The organism is Rhizobium sp. OAE497, from assembly GCF_040546565.1.
In the GTDB taxonomy this organism is placed as follows: domain Bacteria; phylum Pseudomonadota; class Alphaproteobacteria; order Rhizobiales; family Rhizobiaceae; genus Rhizobium.
Genome location: NZ_JBEPOA010000001.1, coordinates 3,330,250 through 3,345,707 on the forward strand (window position 1 = coordinate 3,330,250; position 15,458 = coordinate 3,345,707).

At 61.4% G+C, this 15,458-nt stretch carries 14 protein-coding genes; 5 read left to right on the forward strand and 9 right to left on the reverse strand.

The features are described from left to right. Window positions 1-78 precede the first annotated feature (78 nt). The gene (locus tag ABIE40_RS16720) at window positions 79-717 is read right to left on the reverse strand and encodes a 2-dehydro-3-deoxy-phosphogluconate aldolase (RefSeq protein WP_112719751.1); all 639 of its coding nucleotides are present in this window, start codon (window positions 715-717) and stop codon (window positions 79-81) included. 151 nt (window positions 718-868) lie between these two features. On the opposite strand from ABIE40_RS16720, the gene ABIE40_RS16725 reads away from it, so the two are divergent. From ABIE40_RS16725 to trhO, 4 genes are all read left to right on the forward strand, one after another. After that, window positions 869-1,357, forward strand: a complete 489-nt coding sequence (locus ABIE40_RS16725) for a CYTH domain-containing protein (RefSeq protein ID WP_130282226.1) — start codon at window positions 869-871, stop codon at window positions 1,355-1,357. Further along, window positions 1,335-2,243: a CHAD domain-containing protein gene (locus tag ABIE40_RS16730; RefSeq protein ID WP_199628948.1), complete on the forward strand. Its 909-nt coding sequence runs from the start codon at window positions 1,335-1,337 to the stop codon at window positions 2,241-2,243. Before ABIE40_RS16725 ends, ABIE40_RS16730 begins: the two co-directional genes overlap by 23 nt. 74 nt (window positions 2,244-2,317) lie before the next feature. Next, on the forward strand, window positions 2,318-2,812 hold the full coding sequence (locus tag ABIE40_RS16735) for a VOC family protein (RefSeq protein ID WP_199628947.1): 495 nt from the start codon (window positions 2,318-2,320) through the stop codon (window positions 2,810-2,812). A 75-nt stretch (window positions 2,813-2,887) separates the two neighbouring features. After that, window positions 2,888-3,817, forward strand: a complete 930-nt coding sequence (gene trhO / locus ABIE40_RS16740) for an oxygen-dependent tRNA uridine(34) hydroxylase TrhO (RefSeq protein ID WP_112719754.1) — start codon at window positions 2,888-2,890, stop codon at window positions 3,815-3,817. Between the two features lie 19 nt (window positions 3,818-3,836). Here the strand turns inward: trhO and ABIE40_RS16745 are convergent, their stop codons facing one another. From ABIE40_RS16745 to ABIE40_RS16755, 3 genes are all read right to left on the reverse strand, one after another. Then, window positions 3,837-6,044, reverse strand: coding sequence for a bifunctional diguanylate cyclase/phosphodiesterase (locus tag ABIE40_RS16745; RefSeq protein ID WP_199628946.1), 2,208 nt, complete (start codon window positions 6,042-6,044; stop codon window positions 3,837-3,839). Between the two features lie 320 nt (window positions 6,045-6,364). Then, the gene (locus tag ABIE40_RS16750) at window positions 6,365-7,738 is read right to left on the reverse strand and encodes a GH1 family beta-glucosidase (protein ID WP_199628945.1); all 1,374 of its coding nucleotides are present in this window, start codon (window positions 7,736-7,738) and stop codon (window positions 6,365-6,367) included. Window positions 7,739-7,900: 162 nt separating this feature from the next. Continuing rightward, window positions 7,901-9,499: an ABC-F family ATP-binding cassette domain-containing protein gene (locus ABIE40_RS16755; RefSeq protein WP_199628944.1), complete on the reverse strand. Its 1,599-nt coding sequence runs from the start codon at window positions 9,497-9,499 to the stop codon at window positions 7,901-7,903. 247 nt (window positions 9,500-9,746) lie between these two features. On the opposite strand from ABIE40_RS16755, the gene ABIE40_RS16760 reads away from it, so the two are divergent. After that, window positions 9,747-10,154, forward strand: a complete 408-nt coding sequence (locus tag ABIE40_RS16760) for a DoxX family protein (protein ID WP_199629058.1) — start codon at window positions 9,747-9,749, stop codon at window positions 10,152-10,154. A 45-nt stretch (window positions 10,155-10,199) separates the two neighbouring features. Here the strand turns inward: ABIE40_RS16760 and ABIE40_RS16765 are convergent, their stop codons facing one another. The 5 genes from ABIE40_RS16765 to ABIE40_RS16785 all read right to left on the reverse strand — a co-directional run bounded on the left by ABIE40_RS16765 (window position 10,200) and on the right by ABIE40_RS16785 (window position 15,389). Next, window positions 10,200-10,565 (reverse strand): hypothetical protein, encoded by a 366-nt coding sequence (locus ABIE40_RS16765; RefSeq protein WP_199628943.1) that lies wholly within the window; start codon window positions 10,563-10,565, stop codon window positions 10,200-10,202. A gap of 115 nt (window positions 10,566-10,680) precedes the next feature. Next, window positions 10,681-11,868 (reverse strand): Gfo/Idh/MocA family protein, encoded by a 1,188-nt coding sequence (locus ABIE40_RS16770; RefSeq protein ID WP_199628942.1) that lies wholly within the window; start codon window positions 11,866-11,868, stop codon window positions 10,681-10,683. Window positions 11,869-12,042: 174 nt separating this feature from the next. Further along, window positions 12,043-13,095, reverse strand: a complete 1,053-nt coding sequence (locus tag ABIE40_RS16775) for a sugar phosphate isomerase/epimerase family protein (protein WP_112719761.1) — start codon at window positions 13,093-13,095, stop codon at window positions 12,043-12,045. Between the two features lie 248 nt (window positions 13,096-13,343). Beyond that, window positions 13,344-14,291 (reverse strand): substrate-binding domain-containing protein, encoded by a 948-nt coding sequence (locus ABIE40_RS16780; protein WP_112385616.1) that lies wholly within the window; start codon window positions 14,289-14,291, stop codon window positions 13,344-13,346. An 87-nt stretch (window positions 14,292-14,378) separates the two neighbouring features. Continuing rightward, a complete protein-coding gene (locus tag ABIE40_RS16785) occupies window positions 14,379-15,389 on the reverse strand; it encodes an ABC transporter permease (protein WP_199628941.1) in 1,011 nt (336 codons plus the stop codon). Window positions 15,390-15,458 lie beyond the last annotated feature (69 nt).

The following is a 15,458-nucleotide window of genomic DNA, read 5'->3' on the forward strand; positions in this document are numbered from 1 at the left end:
TGGGATGAAGATAGGAACTGCAACTGTAAATACAAATGCAGGCGGAAACCGCCTGCATCAATAGCGATCAATAAAATGTCAGGCCTTGAGCGCTGCGGCTTCGGCGGCGAGCTTGGTAATGCCTGCCCAGTCGCCAGCGGCAACCAATTCCTTCGGCGCGACCCACGAGCCGCCGACACAGACGACGTTCGGCAGCGAAAGGTAGTCGTTGGCGTTCTTCAGCGAGATGCCGCCGGTCGGGCAGAAGATCATGCCGGCGAGCGGCGAGGAAAGTGCCTTCAGGTAAGCGGCGCCACCAGCCTGTTCGGCCGGGAAGAACTTCAGGACCTGGTAGCCTTCTTCGCGAAGCGCCATGACTTCGCTGACGGTGGCAGCACCCGGAAGCAGCGGAACGTGGGAGTCGGCAGCCGCATCGAGCAGCTCCTGCGTTGCGCCCGGGCTGACGATGAACTTGGAACCGGCAGCGACGGCAGCTTCCCAATGTGCAGCATTGAGGATCGTGCCCGCGCCGACTTCGGCACCTTCGACTTCTTCGGCAACGGCACGGACGGCATCGAGAGCAACCGGCGTGCGCATGGTGATCTCGATCGCCTTCAGGCCGCCCGCGACCAGCGCGCGGGCCAGCGAAACACCGGCCTTCACGTCGTCGATGATCAGCACCGGCACGACCGGTTGCAGCTTGAGGATGGAAAGGAGCTTTTGTGTTTTTTCGCCCATGGCCACGATCCTTTGAAACGATTGAAATTCGGGTTCGGCATACGCCCAAGGGTACACTTTGTCGAGACTAAAGCGATCTTTGGCATAAATGGGTTTGAACGATTATTTTTTTGCGCTAGCTTAGCCCCGTCGTCACAAAAGGTTCACTGTAATGGCGAAGGAAATCGAGCGGAAGTTTCTGGTACGCACCGATGGATGGCGCGCGAAAGCCGTATCGAAAGCAATCCTCAAACAGGCCTATGTCGCCTCGATGGACGACCGCTCGGTGCGGGTACGCGTCCTCGACGGAGAGAGTGCGCGGCTGACGATGAAGATCGGCCGCAGCTCCATGACCCGCGACGAATTCGAATACGACATCCCCGTTGCAGATGCCGAAGAGCTGATGGAAAGCGCCATCGGCATCGTCATCGAGAAGACCCGCTACCGCGTGCCCCACGAAGGCTTCGTCTGGGAAGTGGATGTCTTCGGAGGGCCGCATCGCGGCCTCATCATCGCTGAAGTCGAGATGAAATCCGAAAGCGACGCCCCGCCCCTTCCCGCCTGGCTCGGTCGCGAGGTGACGGGCGATTTCCGCTATTCGAACCAGGCGCTGGCGACCGAATACCAGTACGACCGGCATGCCCTTCCGCATTCGGCCTGACGCAGATTTCACCAAGAGTTTTAGAGAGGCCGCCGCCGGCGAGTTGCAGGCTGCGCGCGATGTCATAGAGCAGCGGCCCGAGGGCACGCACCAGGCAATCCACGCCTTCCGCAAGAACCTGAAAAAGGTGCGCTCGCTCTACCGCCTGGTTGCGGCAGATGCGCGAAAATTCCAGAAGCAGGAGAATGAGAGGCTGCGCGAGATGGCGCGATCGCTGTCCGCCATCCGCGATGCCGAAGCGCTGATCGAAACCGTTCGCTATCTCAAGTCGCACGCACCGGCCCCGGAAGAGGCAAGCTCGCTGGATCGCATCGCAGCCATTCTGGAAACGCGGCGGAACTGGATGACCGAGGCCGAAGCCGGCATTGAGGCGAAGCTCCGGGAAACATTGGAAGCCCTCAAGCACGCCCTCTGGGCCCTCGACGACATATCCTTTCCATCAAGCCCAAACAAAGCCGCCAAACTCCTCGCCAACGGCTGGAAGCGCACGGCAGCAAAGGCGCATCAGGCGCTCGAAGCCTGCCATGGCGAAGCCTCGGACAGCGCGTTCCACGAACTCCGCAAGCGCACGCAGGATTACCGCGCCCATCACGGGCTGCTCTCCCCGCTCTGGCCATCCGCGATGAAGGCGAAGCGCGCCGCCGCCAAGGAACTGGTCGACCGCCTCGGCCATGTCCACGACCTCTCCGTCCTCAGCGATCTCGTCGAGGCCGAACCGCAGCTGTTCACCCGCAGCGACGATCTCGCCCATCTCCTCGACGCCATCATCCGCAGGCAGCAGGAAGACCGGCGCCTGGCGCTTGCGCAAGCCGAAGAGATCTTCGCCGACAGCCCTGACGAGGAAGCCAGGCGCGTAGAGCTACTCTGGAGCTCACTGAGAAAATGAAGCTGCGCTGTTGACCTCAATATTACTTGAGGTCCTAGCTTGGCTCGGTCAACGAAATCCTGACCGAGGACATTATGCCTGCCAACAATGCAAAAGTGCCGCAAATCCAAGGCATCTACGAAACGCATCTCATTGTTGCCGACCTGAGAATCTCCATTCCCTTCTATCGCGATATCCTGGGCCTTGAGCTCGCGGCCGAATTCCCGGAACGGCGGATCGCCTTCTTCTGGGTCAACGGCAAAGAGAACGCCATGCTTGGCCTTTGGGAAACCGGCACAGCGCCAATAAGGATGCGCCTGCACATCGCCTTTTGGTCATCACAGGAGGAGATGTTTCGAGCACCCGCTCTGCTGAAGAGCAAAGGTATTGACGTTCGCGGCTTCCATGGCGAGCCGGTGTCCGAGCCAATCGTCATCGGCTGGGTGCCCGCGCTCTCGCTGTATTTTGACGATCCGGACAAGCATTCCATCGAATTGCTGAGCGTGCTCGACGATGAGCCGGATCCCGCCTTCGGTATGCGCTCTTATACGGAATGGAAGACGCGTCTTTCGAAGCATTCACCCCCGTGACCAACGCCATGAGAGCGCAGCGCTCCCGCGTAATGTCATTGCGCAGGAGCGCCATATTCTGTATTTCCACCGCCCATGACCGACAGCATCACTACATCCAGCCCGTTCCTGGTGGCGGCGCTCTATCATTTCGTTTCCGTGCCGCGCTTCGAAAGCCTGCGCGACCCCTTGCAGGCGCTCTGCGAGGAAAACGGCGTGAAGGGAACGCTCTTGCTTGCCCATGAAGGCATCAACGGCACGATCGGCGGTCCGGACGACGGTGTCAGGACGGTGCTTGCCTATCTGCGCGCCCAGCCGGAATTCGCCGGCCTGGAGCACAAGGAAAGCCGCGCATCGAAGATGCCTTTCCTGCGCATGAAGGTGAAGCTGAAGAAAGAGATCGTCACCATGGGCGTCGAGAATATCGACCCCAACAAGGTCGTCGGCACCTATGTGGCGCCGCAGGACTGGAACGCCCTGATCTCCGACCCCGATACGATCGTCATCGACACCCGCAACGACTACGAGACGGCAATCGGCGTCTTCCGCGGCGCGGTCGATCCGAAGACCAAGACCTTCCGCGAGTTTCCGGAATGGGTGCGCAACAATACCGGCCTGCACAACAAGCCGAAGATCGCAATGTACTGCACCGGCGGCATCCGCTGCGAAAAGGCCACCGCCTTCATGAAGGAGCAGGGCTTCGACGAGGTCTACCACCTCAAGGGCGGCATCCTGAAATATCTCGAGGAAGTGCCGCAGGAAGAGAGCCTCTGGGAGGGCGCCTGCTTCGTCTTCGACGAGCGCGTCTCGGTCGAGCACGGATTGAAGGAAGGCGAGCACAAACTCTGCCACGCCTGCCGCAACCCGATCACCGCCGAGGAGATCACCTCGCCGCACTATGAGGAAGGCGTTTCCTGCAGCAACTGCTACGGCACGCGCACCGAGGAAGACCGTCTGCGCTACCGCCAGCGACAGCACCAGATCGCGCTCGCCAAGAAGCGCGGCCAGAAGCATATCGGCACGTAAACTTTAGCTGCGAAGAGCTTTAGGCCGCGCTGGTCCGGCGCGGCTTACTGTTTTCTTCCCGCCGCGTCTCCAGCATGTCGCTGATCTTGTCGGCCGGAACCGGCTTGCTGAAATAGTAGCCCTGCAGGCTGTCGCAACCGAAGAGGCGGACGGCAACCGCCTGGGCCTCGGTCTCGATGCCTTCTGCCGTAACAGGAATGTTGAGCGAGCGAGCAAGCGCCACGGTCGCCTGCAGCATTTCGCGCTGGCTTTCACTCTCCGTCACGCCATCGACCAGCGAGCGGTCGATCTTGATGCGGTCGAAGCCGAACTGGCGGAGATAGCCGATCGACGAGAAGCCGGACCCGAAATCGTCAAGCGCCACTTTCACGCCGAGCGTCTTCAAGCGCTCGATCGACTGGCGGGTGCGCTGCGGGTTCTGGATCATGTAGCCTTCCGTGATCTCCAGCGTCACGCGCGACGCCTCGATCTCCGTCTGCTTCAGCACATAGCGGACATAGTCGGTGAAGGCCGGGTTGCGGAACTGGCCGGGCGAGACGTTGACGGATATGCGCAGCTCCGGCCATTGCTTGGCTGTCTCGCAGGCCTTGCGCAGCACGAAGAGGCCGAGCGCTTCGATCAGACCGCTGGTTTCGGCAACCGGAATGAAAACGTCAGGCGAGATCGGCCCGAAGCCCGGACGGTTCCAGCGCACCAGCGCCTCGACCCCGTTCATCTCATAGGTCTCGGCATCGATCAGCGGCTGATAGGCCAGCGTCAGGTCGCCGCTTTCGATGGCGGCGCGAAGATCGATTTCAAGCGCATTGCGCTCCTCGCGGTCGGCATCCATCGCCGGATCGTAGAGCATCATCCGAGCGCGGCCGGCTTCCTTGGCCTTGTACATCGCGAGATCGGCGCGGCGGACGAATTCCTCGCGGCCGACGGCGCCTTCTGGCGACATGGCGATACCGATGCTGGCGCCGATGACGACGACGCGGCGGCCGATTTCCAGCGGCTCCGCCAGGAAATCGAGGATCTGCTCGGAAAGCTGCAGCGCCTCCGCATTGCCGCCATCCGTGTGGAAGGCGATGGCGAACTCGTCGCCGCCGATGCGGGCGAGAACGGCATGAGGCGGGATCAGCACCTTGAGACCCGCAGCGACGGCGCGGATCAGCTGGTCGCCGGTGCCATGGCCATAGCTGTCGTTGACTTCCTTGAAGCCGTCGAGATCGAGATAGAGAATAAGGATGTTCTTCTTGGCCTGCTGCGCTTCCTCGACCATCGCGTCGATGGCAACACCGAGACCGTCACGGTTCCAGAGGCCGCTCAGCCGGTCGCGCAGCGCTTCCTCGCGCGCGCCGATCTCCTCGGCCTTGATGCGCCGCCCGGCCATCCAGCCGATGACGAGCAGCACGGCGAAGAACAGGCCGACCAGACCGAGCGCCTTGACCACCGTCGGGCGCACCTGATCGTAGCCGATATCGCCGGGCGAACGCGACGTCCAGACGAGCTTGCCGAGCGTCACGCCCGAGGCATCGTCGATATTGACGGAATACTTAGCCGGTGTATCCGCAGGCACCAGCTTCATGCCATGGATCACATAGGTCTCGCCGAGACCCTTCACCTTCTCATCGTCGAGATGGCGGGCAAAGATAAGGTAGCGGCGCTGATCGGCAGACTTGTCCAGCGCGCCGGATTTTTCACGCACGAGCGCGATACCGGCTGCGGCAATGCCGCTCTTCGTACCGACGAAACCGACGGCTTCCGGCTTGTCCGCTCCGGCGGCACGCGCCTGGTCGAACAGCGCCCACAGCGACGGCGCGAAGAAATCGTCGAGCTTGCCGTCCATCGGCTGGCCGTTGCGATAGATCATCAGCGGCTTGCGGTCGCCATCGATGACGATCGCCATGTCGAACAGCGAGCTGTTGACGGACATCTCGCCGTAGTTGCTCACCGTCCAGGCCATGCCATCCTTGGCATAGACATTGGTGGCGGCATCATCCCATGCGGCATAATCGTTGAGTGTCGCGCCGAGCTGTTCCTCGAAGGTCTTCAGCGCACCGGCAGTCGTTTCCCGCGATCGCTCGTCGTCAAGCACATTGGCATTGTCTGCAACGCGCGAAATGGCAGTCAGGATCATCACAGTGACGATCGCGACGATGACGGCGAAGGTCAGCAGCACGCCCGTGACGGTCGTGTGCCGGCCTATCCCCAAGGCCTGATTTTTTTGCCCGATTGACTTAGGCATTCATTGCTCCCCGATGGCAGGGACTGTGACAGTCAAGCCTTCAAGAAACTGTTAAAAATCACGGCAAAACGATTAATCAGTACGTGTTTTACAAATAAATTTCGCTATCTATGCAAAAGCCGCCCCCAGAACACCGGAAGCGGCTGACTTTACTGCACATTTTGTAGTCATGGCATGCCGCTTGATCGGCGCTTCGAAGCGGAAAAACAGGCATCAGAAACCGATTTCCGGCCCTCGTTCGGGAGGCCAAAACCACCCCTGAAACCCAGGGGTGATTTCAGCGATTTTCGATAAACCCCAGAGTGGAACGGAAGCTCCGCTCAGGCCGTCTTGTGATTGCCCTTCGGGAACTGGCCGGCGAGCTCGCGATACCACTTGCCGCTCTTCTTCACAGTACGGACCTGGGTGTTGTAATCGACATGGACGAGGCCGAAGCGCATCTTGTAGCCTTCCGCCCATTCGAAATTGTCCATCAGGCTCCAGGCAAAATAGCCGCGCATCGGATAGCCGTCCTTGATCAGGTTGGCGACGACATCGAGGTGGTCGCCGACATAGTCGAGGCGCATCGTGTCATTCACCTCGCCATTGACGACATCGGTATTGTCGCAGGCGCCGTTCTCGGTGATGTAGCATTCCGGCAGCTCGTAGCGACGGTAGAGGTCCTCGACCAGATGCTTGAGGCCCGGCGCATAGACTTCCCAACCGATATCGGTCTTCACGTCGCTTGCGGGTGCAGCTTCCGTGGTCCAGGGGAAATCGCCCTTCTTAGACGCGTCGTCATGAACCCGGTCCGGCTTGTAATAGTTGAGACCCCACCAATCGAGCTTCTGGTTGATGATCTTGAGATCGCCGTCCTCGATAGCGGGCATGCGGTCGCCGAGCGCCTCGACGAACTCCTTCGGATACTCGCCCTTGAAGACCGGATCGAAGAAGGCGCCGTTGTGGAACTGATGGGCACGCTCAGCAGCGGCAAGATCAGCCGCGCTGTCGGAACCCGGAATGATCGACGAGGCGTTGAGTACGAGACCAACGGGAACATTCGGCGCCTCCGAGCGGATCGCCTCGACGCCGAGACCGTGGGCCAAGTTCATGTAGTGCATGGCGTGCAGCGCCGCCTGCATGTTGCGTTCGCCCGGCGCGTGAATGCCGTAGAGGTGGCTGAGCCACACGATGCACCAGGGCTCATTGAAGGTCGCGACGGTGTCGAGACGATCGCCGAGGCGGGCCATGACCGTCTTCGCATAGCGCTGGAAGGCATAGGCCGTCGAGCGCGCCGTCCAGCCGCCGTCACCGGCGAGCAGCAGCGGCAGGTCCCAGTGATAGAGCGTCGCGAAGGTCTTGATGCCGCGCGCCTTGCAGCCGTCGACCAGGCGATCGTAGAAATCGAGGCCGGCCTCGTTCACCGGGCCGGTGCCGTCAGGGATGATGCGCGGCCAGGCGATCGAGAAGCGGTAGGCAGAGACGCCCATCTCCTTGATCAGGTCGAGGTCTTCGTCGAGCCGGTTATAGTGATCGCAGGCAACATCGCCATTGTCGCGGTTATAGACGCGGCCCGGCATGTTGCAGAACGCATCCCATATGGACGGCTTGCGGCCGTCGGCTTTGGAAGCGCCCTCGATCTGGAAGGCGGCGGTCGCCACACCGAAGGTGAAATCGCCCGGGAAGCGGGCTGCGAGAAGCTTCGGATCGATCATGATGTTTTCCGTCTTTATTGCTGTTCAGGTCGGCCGGCGCGGCCATCGTTGGCGGCGGTTTAGCCAAGCCGGAATGCCTTGTACAGGGTCTGAATGTCAAAACTGCAACGTTGCAGATAGATTCCTGCCGGAAGGCGACGTTCCCATGCCATGTCACCGCCGTCAAAGCACAGTGGTGCCCGAAGGCATCATGATCCGCCTGGTGATGCCGATATTTTCCAGGAACACCTCGTCATGACTAACGACCAGAAGCGCGCCGTCATAGGCGGACAGGCCAGCCTCCACCGCAGCGATCGAATCGATATCGAGATGATTGGTCGGCTCATCGAGGATCAGCAGTTGCGGCGGCTTCCGCCCGCCGAGCACGCAGGCGAGGCCGGCCCGGAGCAACTGCCCGCCGCTTAGGGTCGAAACCTGCTGCAGCGCTGCATCCGCCCTGAACATGAACCGCGCCAACGCCGTCCGGCAGGCATTCTCGTCCGCGCCCGGATTGAGGGCACGGAAGTTCTCCCGGACGCTGAGCCTTGGATCGAGCAGGCTGACGCTCTGGTCGAAGAACACATGCGCGACCAGAACGGAGACCGTCCCCTGCCAGGGAACAAGCGCACCTGTGACCAACGCCAGCAGCGTCGTCTTGCCCGATCCGTTCGGCCCCGTGATCGCGACCCTTTCAGGCCCCGTCAGCGCAAGCGAGAGGTTGTGAAGAACCGGCCGTTCCGAATCGTAGCCGGCCGTCACACCATTGAGCCGCAGCACTACGCGTGAGGCGGGCAGGCCTGTCGGCTCGAGCCTGACGGTAAAAGGCTGCAGGACCTCGATCCTGCCGCGTGCTGACGTCGCCTCATCAAGCGCCTGCTCCCGCCGCTTCTCGCCGAGGCGAACCCGGTCGCCGCGGGTGTTCTCCGCCTTGCGTTTCAGCCCTCCGGCAACAATACGGGGCATGTCGCCGCGCGCCGCCTTGATCCGGCCACCGCGATCACTGCGCGCCTGTCGTTCGGCGGCAAGCTGGGCGCTGCGATTGACGTCGTCGACACGCTTTTCAGCATCGGCGAGATCGTGTTCGGCGGCAGCAAGCTCAAGTGCCTTGCGTTCCTGAAAAGCGGTCCAGCCGCCGCCATAGCGCCTGGCGCCAAGCGTTGTCAGCTCGACGATCGCATCCATCGCCTCCAGCAACTCGCGGTCATGGCTGACAACAAGCGCCCCACCGCGCCAATCGCGCAGCAACGCGATTACCGCTTCCCGGCCCTCGCGGTCCAGATTGTTGGTCGGTTCGTCGAGGATGAGGAAATCAGGTTCGGCAAACACCAAAGCCGCCAGCCCAGCTCGTGTTCGCTGACCGCCGGAAAGCGATGACAGCGGCGTCCCGGGCGTCGCCTCAAGCCCGACGCGCTCAAGCGCCGAAGCCAGGCGGGCTTCCAGCGTCCAGTCGGCATGAGCCAGTTCCTCACCGGTCGCCTCGCCGCGCTCGGCGCGTTCGAGGATCGCGAGCGTATCACGCACCGCAAAGAGATCGGCAATCGCGGCTCCCGCATCGATCTGCACCGCCTGGCGGAGAATGCCGAAGCGTCCGTCGAAAGCGATGCTGCCCAATGACGGCTGCAACTCGCCGGCCACCAGCTTCAAGAGCGTCGTCTTGCCGACGCCGTTGCGGCCGACAAGCCCGGTGCGCTCGGCACCGAAACTCAGATCGAGATTGGAGAGAAGCGGCCGGCCGTCAGGCGTCGACCACGAAAGATTGGAAATGGTAATGGAGGCAGGCATGGATAGAGAACTCCCGGATGGCAAGGCGAGACGGCATTGCGATCTGGGTGAAATCCATGGTGGCACACATCCTGTTGGTATTGCGGATGGCTTCAATCTAGGCGGGCAAATGGGTCAAATCAAGGCGTGTGCCGGTCGAAGGCCCGCGCTGCTCGCAACGCGATAACGCTGATGTCAGAAGACGTGACTTGAGATCGGCGGTATGCCGGGTGAGAGCGGAATGGGAGATTACAACGAAAGGAACCCGATGCTCGCCTCCATCCACCTGCTACAGCCCCATCTTCTCAGCCTGCTGCGCATCGTCTCGTCGCTCGTGCTCTTCAGCTATGGAACGCAGAAAATCCTGCATTTCCCCGCCGCCGCGAGCGTGCCGCCCGTCGGCTCGATGTCCTGGATCGCCGGCATGCTGGAGCTCGTGCTCGGCTTCCTGGTGCTGATCGGCTTCAAGACGCGCGCCGCAGCCTTTGTTCTCTCGGGCCTGATGGCCTTCGCCTATTTCATCGCCCATGCGCCGAAGAGCTTCTATCCGGCCCAGAACGGCGGCGTCGCCGCGATCCTGTTCTGCTTCGTCATGCTGTATTTCGTCACTGCCGGCGCCGGTCCCTACAGCGTCGATGCGCTCTTGAAGCGCAAGCAGGCTGCCATCGCAGCCTGACCGGCAATCCTGTCTGGCTGAGGCGCGCGCTTCAGCCGGCAGAGATCACGGCTTCTGCGCGCTATTCTTCAGCTTCACCGCCATGGTGACCGTGCCGCGCACACTGATGAAGCTGCCGCCGGAACGGTTCAAATCCGCATTATTGGTGAGATTGGTGACCTGGCAGGTCTCGCCGAGAGTATCGAGCACCAGCTGGCACTGGCGCTGCGCCATCGCGTAGAACGCCTTCTGCGCCACCTCGATCTGCTCTGCCGGGTTCATACTCATATCGGCCGGAACGGTCATCGACAGGCTGGACTGGATGTTGATGGTGCCGGGTACTCTTACGCCGGGCATGAAAGCCTGCTGCGCCGAAGCAGGAAGCGCGGCAAGCGCCAGAATGCACGTCAGATAGCGGGCAGAGAATGTCATCGGGCCTCCCGAAATGGTTGCGCCCTTCTTTTTTCATAATCCCCTTAAACGCGAATGAGCGCATTCCCTAAGATTGGAGGGAATGCGCTCAAATGATCAGCTATGGGGTCCAGGATTAGACCTTGACCCAGCCGCCGTTCTTCTTCGACGAGGCGACGCAGGCTTCGACGAAGGCTACGCCCTTCACGCCGTCATCAACGGTCGGGTAAACCACGGCCTTGTCGACCGGCTTGCCCTTCTTGGCAGCGTTGATAGCAAGCGCTGCCTCGGTATAGATCGTCGCGAAGGCTTCGAGATAGCCTTCCGGATGACCGGACGGAACGCGCGAAACGCGCGCCGCTGCCGCGCCCGACCCGGCGCCATTGCGGGTGATCAGCCGCTTCGGCTCGCCGAAGGGAGTGAACCACAGGTAGTTCGGATCGGCCTGAACCCATTCGAGACCGCCCTTGGTACCGTAGACGCGAACCTTCAGACCATTTTCGTGGCCCGGCGCCACCTGGCTGCACCAGAGCATGCCCTTGGCCGGCTTTTCCTTGCCCTTCGCCTTGTAGCGCAGCATCACATGCGCGTTGTCGTCAAGACGGCGTCCCTCTACGAAGCTGTCGAGATCGGCGGCGAGGCTGTCGAGCTCCAGGCCGGAAACGAAGCAGCCGAGATTATAGGCATGCGTGCCGATATCACCCGTCGAGCCACCTGCACCCGACTGCGCCGGATCGGTGCGCCAGACGGCCTGCTTGGCGCCCTGCTGTTCGACGGCCTCGGTCAGCCAGTCCTGCGGATATTCAGCCTGAACCAGCCTGATATCGCCGAGCTCGCCATTGGCGACCATTTCGCGCGCCTGGCGGACCATCGGATAGCCGGTGTAATTATGCGTCAGGATGAAGAGCGCGCCGCTTTCGTCGGCGATCTTCTTCAGCTTCTTGGCATCGGCAAGGTTCGACGTCAGCGGCTTGTCGCAGATGACATGGATGCCGCGGCGCAGGAATTCCTTGGCAGCGTCGTAATGCACATGGTTCGGCGTGACGATCGAGACGGCCTCGATACCGTTCTTCAGCTTCGCTTCGCGGATCGCCATCTCGCGATAGCTGGAATAGGTGCGCGACGGATCGAGACCGAGATCGCGGCCGGAGGCTTGCGCCTTTTCCGGCGTCGACGACAAAGCGCCGGCGATCAGTTCATATTGATCGTCGAGACGGGCGGCCATGCGGTGTACCGCGCCGATGAATGCGCCAGCCCCGCCGCCGACCATGCCGAGCCGGATGCGCGGCTCGCGGGTCTGTTCGTTTGATGCTTCGATTGCCATTGTGTCCTCCTCAATCGGTGCTCTTCCCTTCTCCCCCAGCGGGGAGAAGATGTCCGAAGGACAGATGCGGGGGGTGAGCGTAGCGAGCGCCTGAGCGGCAAGCGAAGGCGTCACTGGCCCCCTCATCCGACCCTACGGGCCACCTTCTCCCCGCGGGGGAGAAGGGGAGAAAAATTAAATCCCCAGCATGCGCCGGTTGGCTGCCTGGTCGGTGCCGCTGCCGGCGAAGTCGTCGAACGCCTTCTCGGTAACGCGGATGATGTGCGCCTTGACGAATTCGGCGCCTTCACGGGCACCGTCTTCTGGATGCTTCAGCGCGCATTCCCATTCGACCACGGCCCAGCCATCGAAATTGTTGGCGGTCATCTTCGAGAAGACGGCGCCGAAATCGACCTGGCCGTCGCCCAGCGAGCGGAAGCGGCCGGCACGCTCGACCCAGCCCTGATAGCCGCCGTAAACGCCCTGGCGGCCGGTCGGGTTGAACTCGGCATCCTTGACGTGGAACATCTTGATCCGGTCTTTGTAGATGTCGATGTTGTCGAGGTAATCCAGGCACTGCAGAACGTAGTGCGAGGGATCGTAGAGCATGTTGGCTCTGCTGTGGTTCTTCACGCGCTCCAGGAACATCTCGAAGGTGACGCCGTCATGCAGGTCTTCGCCCGGATGGATTTCGTAGCAGACGTCGACGCCGCAATCTTCGGCATGGTTGAGGATCGGCGTCCAGCGCTTGGCAAGCTCGTCGAAGGCGGTCTCGACGAGACCGGCCGGGCGCTGCGGCCAGGGATAGATGAACGGCCAGGCAAGCGCGCCCGAGAAGGTCGCATGCGCCTTGATGCCGAGATGCTTCGACGCCGTCAGCGCCATCTTGACCTGCTCGACAGCCCATTCCTGACGCGCCTTCGGATTGCCGCGCACTTCGGGTGCCGCAAAGCCGTCGAAGGCTTCGTCATAGGCCGGATGAACGGCAACCAGCTGGCCCTGCAGATGTGTCGACAGTTCGGTGATCTCGACGCCGTTTTCACGCGCCTTGCCGGCAAACTCGTCGCAATAATCCTTGGAAGAAGCAGCCTTCTTCAAATCGATGAGCTGGCTTGCCCAGGTCGGAACCTGCACGCCCTTGTAGCCGATGTCGGCCGCCCATTTGGTGATTGCATCCCATGAGTTGAAAGGCGCGGTATCGCCTGCGAACTGGCCTAGGAACAGGCCTGGCCCCTTGATCGTCTTCATGTCAGAAATCCTCCCTGATTAGCGACCGTAAACGTTTATGGTAGTCTTCAACACGCTTCTGGCGGAAGCAAGGCGCCTCCACGCACTTGCGGCAGATGTGGCTGGAAAGCCGGAAGTCAAACGGTAGGCGAACTAAACACGCCTCACCGACAGCTGCAAGAGGTACGTGCCGCAAATTCGTCCGCATGCAACCTGAAGACATAAAAAATGCGCCCATCCTTTCGAATGGGCGCATCCGATACGAATGATCAGAACGGAGAATCCGGGAAATAGAAGTCCTTGGCATTGTCCTTGGTGACCAGCGTCGCATCAAGAACGAAGGTGCCGCGAACCGGTACCTGGTCGTAGAGACCGGCAGCCGTCAGTTCCATAGCCGTACCGACCATTGCCGGCGGATAGAGAACGTCGACCGGGATCATCTTGTCGCCGTCCATGACCTTCTTGATCATGTCCTTGGAGCCTGCACCGGCGACGACATACTTGATGTCGGTGCGCTTGGCCTGCTCGATGGCCTGGAGAACGCCGACAGCCATGTCGTCGTCCTGGCACCATACGACGTCGATCTTCTGGTACTTCGTCAGATAGTCCTGCATTACCTTGAAGGCATCGTCGCGGTTCCAGTTGCCGTACTGGCGGTCGAGAACCTTGACGTTGGAGCCTGCAATACCCTTGTCGAAGCCGTCCTGGCGCTGCTGATCGATCGGGATCGGCAGACCGCGGATAACGACGACCTGTGCATCCGGCGTCTGAGCGGCAATGTACTTGCCGGCGACTTCGCCGAGCGCCGGGTTGTTACCGGCAACGTAGAGGTCACGAACCGAGTCGTCGTTGGTGGACGGTGCACGGTCGACGAGAGCGACATACTTGCCCTTGCCCTTGACTTCCTTGATGGCATTGACCAGCGGATCCGGATCCGACGGCAGGATGACGAGAGCGTCGATACCCTGCGTATCGAGGTCCTGCACCGCGTTTGCCTGGCTTGCGGCATCCGGCGAGGTCTTGACGATGACGTTCAGGCCCGGATGTTCTTCCATCAGCTTCTTGGCGACACGTTCGGCATGGAAGACCACACCCGAGGTCCAGCCATGGTCAGCGGCCGGAATGGACACGCCGATGGTGAACTTCTTGTCCTGTGCGTATGCGGAACCCGCCACAGCGACGGCCGCAACGGCAAGACCCAACATGAGTTTGCGCATGCTATTCTCCTCCCAACATAACTTCAGGGACTTTCCTACCCGTGAACCGGACGCCCTGTGAGCCCGGCCAATTCCTGTTGAGGTCCGTTATGCCTTCCGGACCAGAGAGCGCTGCACCAGCATGGCGATGATGATGATCGCGCCCTGGATCGCACCGATGAGATATTCGCTGATGAAGTTCGACAGCAGCATGATGTTGCCGACGAGTTCGAGAATGAAGGCGCCGCAGATCGTGCCCCAGACGCGCCCTGCCCCGCCCTTCAGCGCCGTGCCGCCGACAACGACGGCGGTGATCGCCTGCAGCTCCCAGAGGATGCCCGTTGTCGCGGATGTGGAGCCGAGACGCGGCACGTAGAGCAGCACGGCAATCGCCACGCAGAGACCCTGGATGACGAAGGCGATGGTGCGGACGCGATTGACGGCGATGCCGGAATAGCGCGCCACATCGCTGTTCGAACCGACGGCGACGACATGGCGGCCATAGCGCGTGCGATAGAGAATGAAGGCGGCGACGGCAGTGACCGCGAGGATCACCACGATCGGAACTGGCACGCCGAGAATGCTGCCGAAATAGGCCGGACGGTAGAGCGTCTGGATTTCCGGCGAGCGCAGCGTGATGGCGCCGCCCTGCGACAGCCAGGTGGTCAAGCCGCGGTAAATGCCCATGGTGCCGAGCGTCGCGATGAACGGTTCGATCTTGCCGACCGTGGTGATGAGGCCGTTCGCAAGTCCACAGAGCGCACCGGCAACAACAGCAAAGACGACGGCGACGACAAGCATCATTGTCGGATCGGCAATGACGCCCGAATTGAGCAGCAGGATCATCAGGCTGGCGACGAAGGCCACCATCGAGCCGACGGAAAGATCGAGATCGCCGGCCGAAATGACGAAGGTTGCGCCGACGGCGATGATGGCGATGAACGCACAGCGGGTCGCGACATTGGCGAGATTGGTGATGCCGATGAAGTTCGGGTTGACGAGCGCGCCGACGATCAAAAGCAGGATCAAGGCTGCGAACGGCGCCACTGCGCGCAGATCGACATCCCGCCAGGAGCGGCGCCGGATCTGCCTGGTCTCCTCGTTGATATCAGTAGTCAAAACCAACCTCCCGACCCAAACCCTGTGGGTATCTTATCGTTGAAACCGCGAAGCGATGCGGCGCCTGAA

Bases quoted from the DNA above. Each gene is read 5' to 3' on its own strand.
- ABIE40_RS16720 (WP_112719751.1), bottom strand. From the start codon at position 717: ATGGGCGAAAAAACACAAAAGCTCCTTTCCATCCTCAAGCTGCAACCG.
- ABIE40_RS16725 (WP_130282226.1), top strand. From the start codon at position 869: ATGGCGAAGGAAATCGAGCGGAAGTTTCTGGTACGCACCGATGGATGG.
- ABIE40_RS16730 (WP_199628948.1), top strand. From the start codon at position 1,335: ATGCCCTTCCGCATTCGGCCTGACGCAGATTTCACCAAGAGTTTTAGA.
- ABIE40_RS16735 (WP_199628947.1), top strand. From the start codon at position 2,318: ATGCCTGCCAACAATGCAAAAGTGCCGCAAATCCAAGGCATCTACGAA.
- trhO (WP_112719754.1), top strand. From the start codon at position 2,888: ATGACCGACAGCATCACTACATCCAGCCCGTTCCTGGTGGCGGCGCTC.
- ABIE40_RS16745 (WP_199628946.1), bottom strand. From the start codon at position 6,044: ATGCCTAAGTCAATCGGGCAAAAAAATCAGGCCTTGGGGATAGGCCGG.
- ABIE40_RS16750 (WP_199628945.1), bottom strand. From the start codon at position 7,738: ATGATCGATCCGAAGCTTCTCGCAGCCCGCTTCCCGGGCGATTTCACC.
- ABIE40_RS16755 (WP_199628944.1), bottom strand. From the start codon at position 9,499: ATGCCTGCCTCCATTACCATTTCCAATCTTTCGTGGTCGACGCCTGAC.
- ABIE40_RS16760 (WP_199629058.1), top strand. From the start codon at position 9,747: ATGCTCGCCTCCATCCACCTGCTACAGCCCCATCTTCTCAGCCTGCTG.
- ABIE40_RS16765 (WP_199628943.1), bottom strand. From the start codon at position 10,565: ATGACATTCTCTGCCCGCTATCTGACGTGCATTCTGGCGCTTGCCGCG.
- ABIE40_RS16770 (WP_199628942.1), bottom strand. From the start codon at position 11,868: ATGGCAATCGAAGCATCAAACGAACAGACCCGCGAGCCGCGCATCCGG.
- ABIE40_RS16775 (WP_112719761.1), bottom strand. From the start codon at position 13,095: ATGAAGACGATCAAGGGGCCAGGCCTGTTCCTAGGCCAGTTCGCAGGC.
- ABIE40_RS16780 (WP_112385616.1), bottom strand. From the start codon at position 14,291: ATGCGCAAACTCATGTTGGGTCTTGCCGTTGCGGCCGTCGCTGTGGCG.